Genomic DNA, 6,152 nt, shown 5'->3' with positions numbered 1-6,152 from the left:
GCCGGTCAACATCGCCGCAGTTCTCTACGGCGGGCTCATGGTGGTCAACCTCTCGTGGCCACGAGCCGAAATCTTCGACCCCACCGAGTGGGTGCCCGCCCCGGGCTTCGACGCCCCCGCGAACGCCCTGACCGACATCACGTATCACCACGACGTCAACGGGCAGGTCGCGCGCATCGCATTCAACAGGCCCGAGGTGCGGAATGCCTTTCGCCCGCACACCGTCGACGAGCTCTACCGCACACTCGACGACGCGCGGCAGAATCCACGGATCGGTACCGTTCTGCTGACGGGCAACGGCCCGAGCCCGAAAGACGGCGGCTGGGCGTTCTGCAGCGGCGGCGACCAGCGCATCAGGGGTCGTGACGGCTACCAGTACACCGCAGGGGATGGATCGGGCCAGGGCGCGGCGGCCACGGGTCGACTGCACATCCTCGAGGTGCAGCGGCTGATCCGCACCATGCCGAAGGTCGTCATCGCCGTCGTGCCGGGCTGGGCGGCCGGTGGCGGGCATTCGCTGCACGTGGTCTGCGACCTCACGATCGCCAGTGAAGAGCACGGGAAGTTCAAGCAGACGGATGCTGACGTGGGCTCATTCGACGCCGGGTACGGCAGCGCGTACTTCGCGCGGCAGATCGGCCAGAAGAACGCCCGCGAGGTGTTCTTTCTCGCCCGGGAGTACAGCGCCCAGCGCGCCTACGAGATGGGCGCCGTCAACGCGGTGGTTCCGCACGCCGAACTCGAGGCGACCGCGCTGGACTGGGCGCGCACCATTCTCGGCAAGTCGCCCACGGCGATCCGCATGCTGAAGTTCGCCTTCAACGCGGTTGACGACGGGCTCATGGGGCAACAGGTCTTCGCAGGCGAGGCCACGCGGCTGGCGTACGGCAGCGACGAGGCGGTCGAGGGTCGTGACGCGTTCCTCGAGAAGCGCGCCCCCGACTGGGCGCCGTTCCCGTACCACTACTGACGTCTGGCACGTCCACCACTGACGTCGGCACGTCCACCACTGACGTCTCGCACGGCTTCCGGCGTCTCGCGCGGCGCGCAGCGGGCTCGACCGGGTTGTCGGTGGTGGCCTCTAGGGTGGGGGCATGACGAGACGACTCGAGGTGATCGGCGGCGGTGACGCCGGTGCGGTGGAGACCGCGCTCCGCGCCGCGCTGAGCGGTACCGGCCCCGCGATACTGCCGAGTGACGAGGCGGTGCCGGCCGGCCCGCGGCACGCGTCGCTCGCGAGCGGCGGCGACGGCGGCAGCCGGCATCCGGTGCCCGACCGGGTCGCGAAGAACGTCGCGCTCGTCATCGAGACCTCCGGCAGCTCGGGTGTTCCGAAGCGCGTCGCCCTCAGCGCGAACGCCCTGCTCGCGAGCGCGGCTGCGACCGAGTCGGCGCTGGGTGGCAGCGGGCAGTGGCTGCTCGCCCTGCCGACGCACTACATCGCGGGAGTGCAGGTGCTCGTGCGCTCGATCGTGGCCGGAACGGCTCCGGTCGCGATGGCACCCGGCCACTTCAGCGCGCGAACCTTCGCCGCGCTGGTCGACGAGCTCGACGCCCCGCTGAAGTTCTCGTCGATCGTTCCGGCGCAGCTCGCCCGGCTCGTCGACGCGGCCGAGAGCGACGAGGCCGTGCGCGATTCGCTGCGGCGACTGGATGCTCTGCTGATCGGTGGGCAGGCGGTACCCGCGGCACTGTTCGCGCGCGCCACCGACCTCGGGGTGCGGGTGATGCGCACCTACGGTTCGAGCGAGACCGCGGGCGGCTGCGTGTACGACGGGCGCCCGATCGGCCGCACAGAGGCCCGGGTCGTGGGCGGCGAACTCGAACTGGCCGGGCCGATGCTCGCCGAGGGCTACCTCGGCGACGACGAGCTGACCGAGCGCAAGTTCCACATCGACGACGGCCGGCGCTGGTACCGCACGGCCGACAGCGGGTCGGTCACGCGGGGCGATGACGGCGGGGTCACCGTCGCCGTCTCCGGTCGCATCGACAATGTGATCATCTCGGGCGGCATCAAGGTCGCCCTCGACCGGGTGGAGCGCGCCGTTCAGGCCGAGGAGGGGTTCCACTCCGCGATCGTGGTTCCGCAGCCGAGCGACGTGTGGGGGCAGACCTCCGTGGTGGTGACGGCCGAGCCGTTCGACGACGGGGCGCTCGAGAGGCTGCGGGCGAGAGTCACCGAGACGGTGGGGCGCGCGGCGGCCCCGTCGCGCATCGAGCTGCTTCCGATCATCCCGACCCTCTCGTCGGGCAAGCCCGACCGGCTCTCTGTGGCGCGGGCTCTCGCCGCGCATCCAGCTGCCGACCAGAGTGCTCACTAGGATTCTCCCGTGGCACAAACGAAACGAAAGAAGTCCGGGCACCCGGCCGGCACGAAGAACCATTCGGCTCCCAACAAGCTCGTCAAGCCGACGCCGGCGATGTGGATCGCGGGTGCACGCATCCGCACGCTTCCCCTCGCGGTCGCGCCCGTCGCACTCGGCGCAGGGGCGGCCTCCCTGCTCGTCGGCGGGGTCGGCTCGCTCGACTGGGGCCTGGTGCTGCTCTGCCTCGCCGTGGCGCTCTTTCTGCAGATCGGCGTGAACTACAGCAACGACTACTCCGATGGGGTGCGGGGAACCGATGAGTTCCGCGTCGGTCCGCCGCGACTGACCGGCTCGGGGGTGGCGAACCCGAAGCGGGTGCTCGCCGTCGCACTGGTGTTCTTCGCTCTCGGCGCGGTGGCCGGCCTCGCGATCGTCGTGCTGACCGATCAGTACTGGCTGCTCATCCCGGGCGCCCTCGCCATCGCTGCCGCCTACTTCTACACCGGTGGCAAGCGGCCCTACGGCTACTACGGGCTCGGCGAGCTGTTCGTCTTCATCTTCTTCGGGCTCGTGGCGACCATCGGCACCACGTACATCGTCGCCGGCACCTTCGACACGATCGCGATCTACGCGAGCGTGGCGGCGGGGATGATCGCCTGCGCTGTGCTCATGGTGAACAACATCCGTGACATCGAACAAGACAGGGTGGCGAAGAAGCGCACCCTGGCGGTGCTGATCGGCAACCGCGCGTCACGCATCGTGTTCGTTGCGTTCCTGGTCGTGGCGTACGCGGTGCTGTTCTACTTCTCGCTGCTGTTCCCGCTGGCGCCGCTGGTGTTCTTCACGCTGCTGCTGGCGATTCCGGCTGCGCTGATCACGCTGACCGCGAAGACGTCGCGTGAACTGATTCTGGCGCTGAAGCTGACGAGCCTGGTCGGGCTGCTCTACGGGCTGGGCCTCGGGGCGGCGTTCGCGTTCTAGCTGGTGCCGTCGTCGGTGCGGGGCGCGTCGGCGCAGCTCTCGTCGGTGCGGGGCGCCTCGGCGCGGCTCGCGCCGGCCCGGGTGACGTCGTCGGTACGGGGCGCCTCGCCGGGCATTGCCCGGTCGACGACAGCGTCTTCGTTCTCCTCGTCGGAGCCCGCCTTCTCCGGCGCGCGCGCAGCCTCCCGGCCCGTACCGTGCCGCGCCTCGTAGAGGCCGGCTGCCAGCTCCTCCCGCGGCTTGCGCAGGAAGATGTACGACGCGCACAGTGAGATGACGGCAGCCACGGCCGCCGCGATCCACGGCGTCATCTGGGTCAGAAGCAGCGCCGCCAGCGCCACCGCGAAGATGCCGAGGCGGATCAGCGTGTACACCAGCCACGTGCGTCCTGTTTTCACCTGACCAGCTTACCGAGGCGGTTCTGGGCGCTCTCTGCAAGCCTTCTTCGGACATTCCCGGCAGAGGGCGAACGTCCATTATCAGGGCGTATGGTTTCTCTATGGCACGTCTCCTGGTTGGTCTGGTCGCACTCGCGGCCGCCTTCTACGTGTATGCGCTCGTCGACTGCCTGCTGTTCCCGCGGTTCCGCGTGCGCGGGTTGCCGAAGGTGGCGTGGGTGTTCATCGTGCTGCTCTTCCCCGTCATCGGGGCGGTGCTGTGGTTCCTGGTCGGGCGTGGCCGCAAGCGCTCGAGCCGTGGGCCGGTGTACCGCACGATCGGCCCCGACGACGACCCCGAATTCCTCGGTGCCCTACGCGCCGACCCCGTGACCGAGCAGCAGCTGCGCGACCTCGAACAGCAGCTCGCCGAGGTCGAAGACGACCCCGACGGCAAACGCACCGACAACGGCAGAACCGAGCGGTGAGCGGGCCTGCGGGCCCCGCCGACTCCGGCGCCGAGCCCGCCGAGCCCGCTGCGGCGGGTGACGCGGATGGTTCGGGCACCGCGACAGGTGCGGGCGGGCATCCGGTGCCCGGGGAGGATCCCAACGCGTCGGCCGCCGCGAAGAGTGTGGCCGAGCATCCGGAACCCAGCCCGGCGGCCGACTTCACGTTCGACCTCGTCGGCCAGTTCGCCGCCATCGGCGTGACCGACGCGGTGCTGACCCCGGGCTCGCGCTCGCAGGCGCTCGCCCTCGCAGTGGCCGAATTCGACCGGGCGCAGCTCGTCGACCTTCAGGTGCGCATCGACGAACGCGTCGCCGGCTTCACCGCCCTGGGGCTCGCCGCCGAGACCGGGCGCCCCGCCATCGTCGTGACCACCTCGGGAACAGCGGTGGCGAACCTCATGCCTGCCGTGCTCGAAGCGCACCATTCGCGGGTGCCGATGCTGCTTGTCACCTCCGATCGGCCGGCGTCGATGCGCGGCACGGCCGGAAACCAGACCACCTGGCAGCCGGGCCTCTTCGGCCGCTTCGTGCGGCAGGCCCAGGATGTCGAGGCGCCCACGGGAGCTCCGGGCGAGAAGGCGCTCGCGGCCGAGATCGCCCAGTCGGCGATGGATGCCGCGCTCGGCACCCACACCGGCAACCCCGGCCCCGTGCACCTCAACGTGCAGTTGCGCGAGCCGCTGTCGGGCGACGTGCCCGACCTGGTGGCGCTGCTCGCGACGGGCGAGTGGATGCCCGGGGTCGACGCCGCGCGCACCGCCGCCGGCCTGCCGTCCCTCGCCGAGCCCGCACCCGTGCCCGCTGCCGCCAGCGGCCGTCCGCCCGGGGCGCTGGTGCTGTCGCGCGGACCGCGCACGGTGGTGGTTGCGGGGCACGACGCCGGGCCTGCAGCCGAGGAGCTCGCCCACCGCGCCGGCTGGCCGCTCATCGCCGAGCCGTCGAGCGGTGCGCGCTTCGGGCGCAACCTCGTCGTCGCCTACCGCGAACTCCTGGCCGCCACCGAGCTGGGCGCGGAGTTCGGCGGGCGGGTCGAGCGGGTCATCGTGTTCGGGCATCCCACTCTGTCGCGGGAGGTTCCGGCGCTCTCGCTGCGCGCCGACGTCGAGACGATCGTGGTGACGCCCGCCGCGCACGGGCTCGCTCCCGGCGACGAGCTCGTCGACGCGTACAACCCCGGGCACCGCGTGCACACGTTCGCGACGGCCGTCGACGTCGAGCCTCTGGTGCAGCCCGGCGATGGCGCTCCCGACGGGCAGCTCGCCCACCGGGAGCAGGTGTGGCTGCGGGAGTGGGTGCTCAACAGCAGGGCGATCGTCGGGGAACAGGCGGCCGACGACCCGATCCCGGCGCCCAACATCGAGCTCGCCAACTCCGCGGACATCGCCGAGCGCCGTGCCTACCGCCTCGCCGAGACGGCGGCCCTCAAGGCGCCGATCACCCGCCGCACCCTCGCGCTCGCGGTGTGGCAGGCCACCTGGCCGCACGATCGGCTCGTGCTCGGAGCCTCCCGGTTGATCCGGGATCTGGATCGGGCCGTGCTGGGCAAGAAGATCCACGTGCACGCCAATCGCGGTCTCGCGGGCATCGACGGCACCATCGCCACAGCCACCGGCATCGCCCTGGCGAGCCAGCGCGACCCCCGGCCCTCACGGCAGGGCGCGACGCGGGGGGCGTCGGGCACGCAGCACGGAGTGACGCGCCTGCTGCTCGGCGACCTGACGCTGCTGCACGACGCGGGCGCGATGCTGTTCGGAACCGGGGAGCGGCGCCCACGCCTCCAGGTGATCGTCGCCAACGATGGCGGTGGCACCATCTTCGACACGCTCGAGGTCGCCGCCACCGCCGACCGGGCGGCGTTCGATCGCGTGATGCTGACGCCCCAGTCCGTCGACCTCGAGGCGCTGGCCCGGGCCTACGGCTGGGCGTACACCCGCGTCACCACCCGCGTGGAACTCGACCGCGCCCTCACCGCCCCC

The 6,152-nt window shown here is 71.3% G+C and carries 6 protein-coding genes; 5 read left to right on the top strand and 1 reads right to left on the bottom strand.

Annotated elements, in window-relative coordinates; genetic code table 11:
* Positions 1-37 precede the first annotated feature (37 nt).
* The 3 genes from C5B96_RS10565 (at position 38) to C5B96_RS10555 (ending at position 3,287) form a co-directional block, all read left to right on the top strand.
* Positions 38-970 (top strand): 1,4-dihydroxy-2-naphthoyl-CoA synthase, encoded by a 933-nt coding sequence (locus tag C5B96_RS10565; protein WP_104245333.1) that lies wholly within the window; start codon positions 38-40, stop codon positions 968-970.
* A 124-nt stretch (positions 971-1,094) separates the two neighbouring features.
* Positions 1,095-2,321: an AMP-binding protein gene (locus C5B96_RS10560; protein ID WP_104245330.1), complete on the top strand. Its 1,227-nt coding sequence runs from the start codon at positions 1,095-1,097 to the stop codon at positions 2,319-2,321.
* A gap of 9 nt (positions 2,322-2,330) precedes the next feature.
* Positions 2,331-3,287 carry a 1,4-dihydroxy-2-naphthoate polyprenyltransferase gene (locus tag C5B96_RS10555; RefSeq protein ID WP_369826465.1) on the top strand — a complete coding sequence of 319 codons (957 nt, stop codon included), beginning with the start codon at positions 2,331-2,333 and terminating at the stop codon, positions 3,285-3,287.
* On the opposite strand, the gene C5B96_RS10550 is transcribed toward C5B96_RS10555, so the two are convergent.
* On the bottom strand, positions 3,284-3,685 hold the full coding sequence (locus tag C5B96_RS10550; RefSeq protein WP_104245329.1) for a DUF4229 domain-containing protein: 402 nt from the start codon (positions 3,683-3,685) through the stop codon (positions 3,284-3,286). The two genes, C5B96_RS10555 and C5B96_RS10550, sit on opposite strands and share 4 nt — an antisense overlap.
* Before the next feature lie 101 nt (positions 3,686-3,786).
* Between C5B96_RS10550 and C5B96_RS10545 the strand changes: the two genes are divergently transcribed.
* A complete protein-coding gene (locus tag C5B96_RS10545; protein WP_104245328.1) occupies positions 3,787-4,152 on the top strand; it encodes a PLD nuclease N-terminal domain-containing protein in 366 nt (121 codons plus the stop codon).
* A 104-nt stretch (positions 4,153-4,256) separates the two neighbouring features.
* Positions 4,257-6,152, top strand: a 1,896-nt coding sequence (gene menD, locus C5B96_RS10540; RefSeq protein ID WP_104245331.1) for a 2-succinyl-5-enolpyruvyl-6-hydroxy-3-cyclohexene-1-carboxylic-acid synthase, incomplete at its 3' end; no start/stop codon positions are given.

Source organism: Subtercola sp. Z020, from assembly GCF_002931235.1.
Taxonomy (GTDB): Bacteria; Actinomycetota; Actinomycetes; order Actinomycetales; family Microbacteriaceae; genus Subtercola.
The sequence above is the reverse complement of the archived record's forward strand: the minus strand, read 5'-3'. Positions and strand labels throughout refer to the sequence as shown.

Coding starts and splice junctions, on each gene's coding strand:
- C5B96_RS10565 (WP_104245333.1), top strand. CDS start 38: ATGGTGGTCAACCTCTCGTGGCCACGAGCCGAAATCTTCGACCCCACC.
- C5B96_RS10560 (WP_104245330.1), top strand. CDS start 1,095: ATGACGAGACGACTCGAGGTGATCGGCGGCGGTGACGCCGGTGCGGTG.
- C5B96_RS10545 (WP_104245328.1), top strand. CDS start 3,787: ATGGCACGTCTCCTGGTTGGTCTGGTCGCACTCGCGGCCGCCTTCTAC.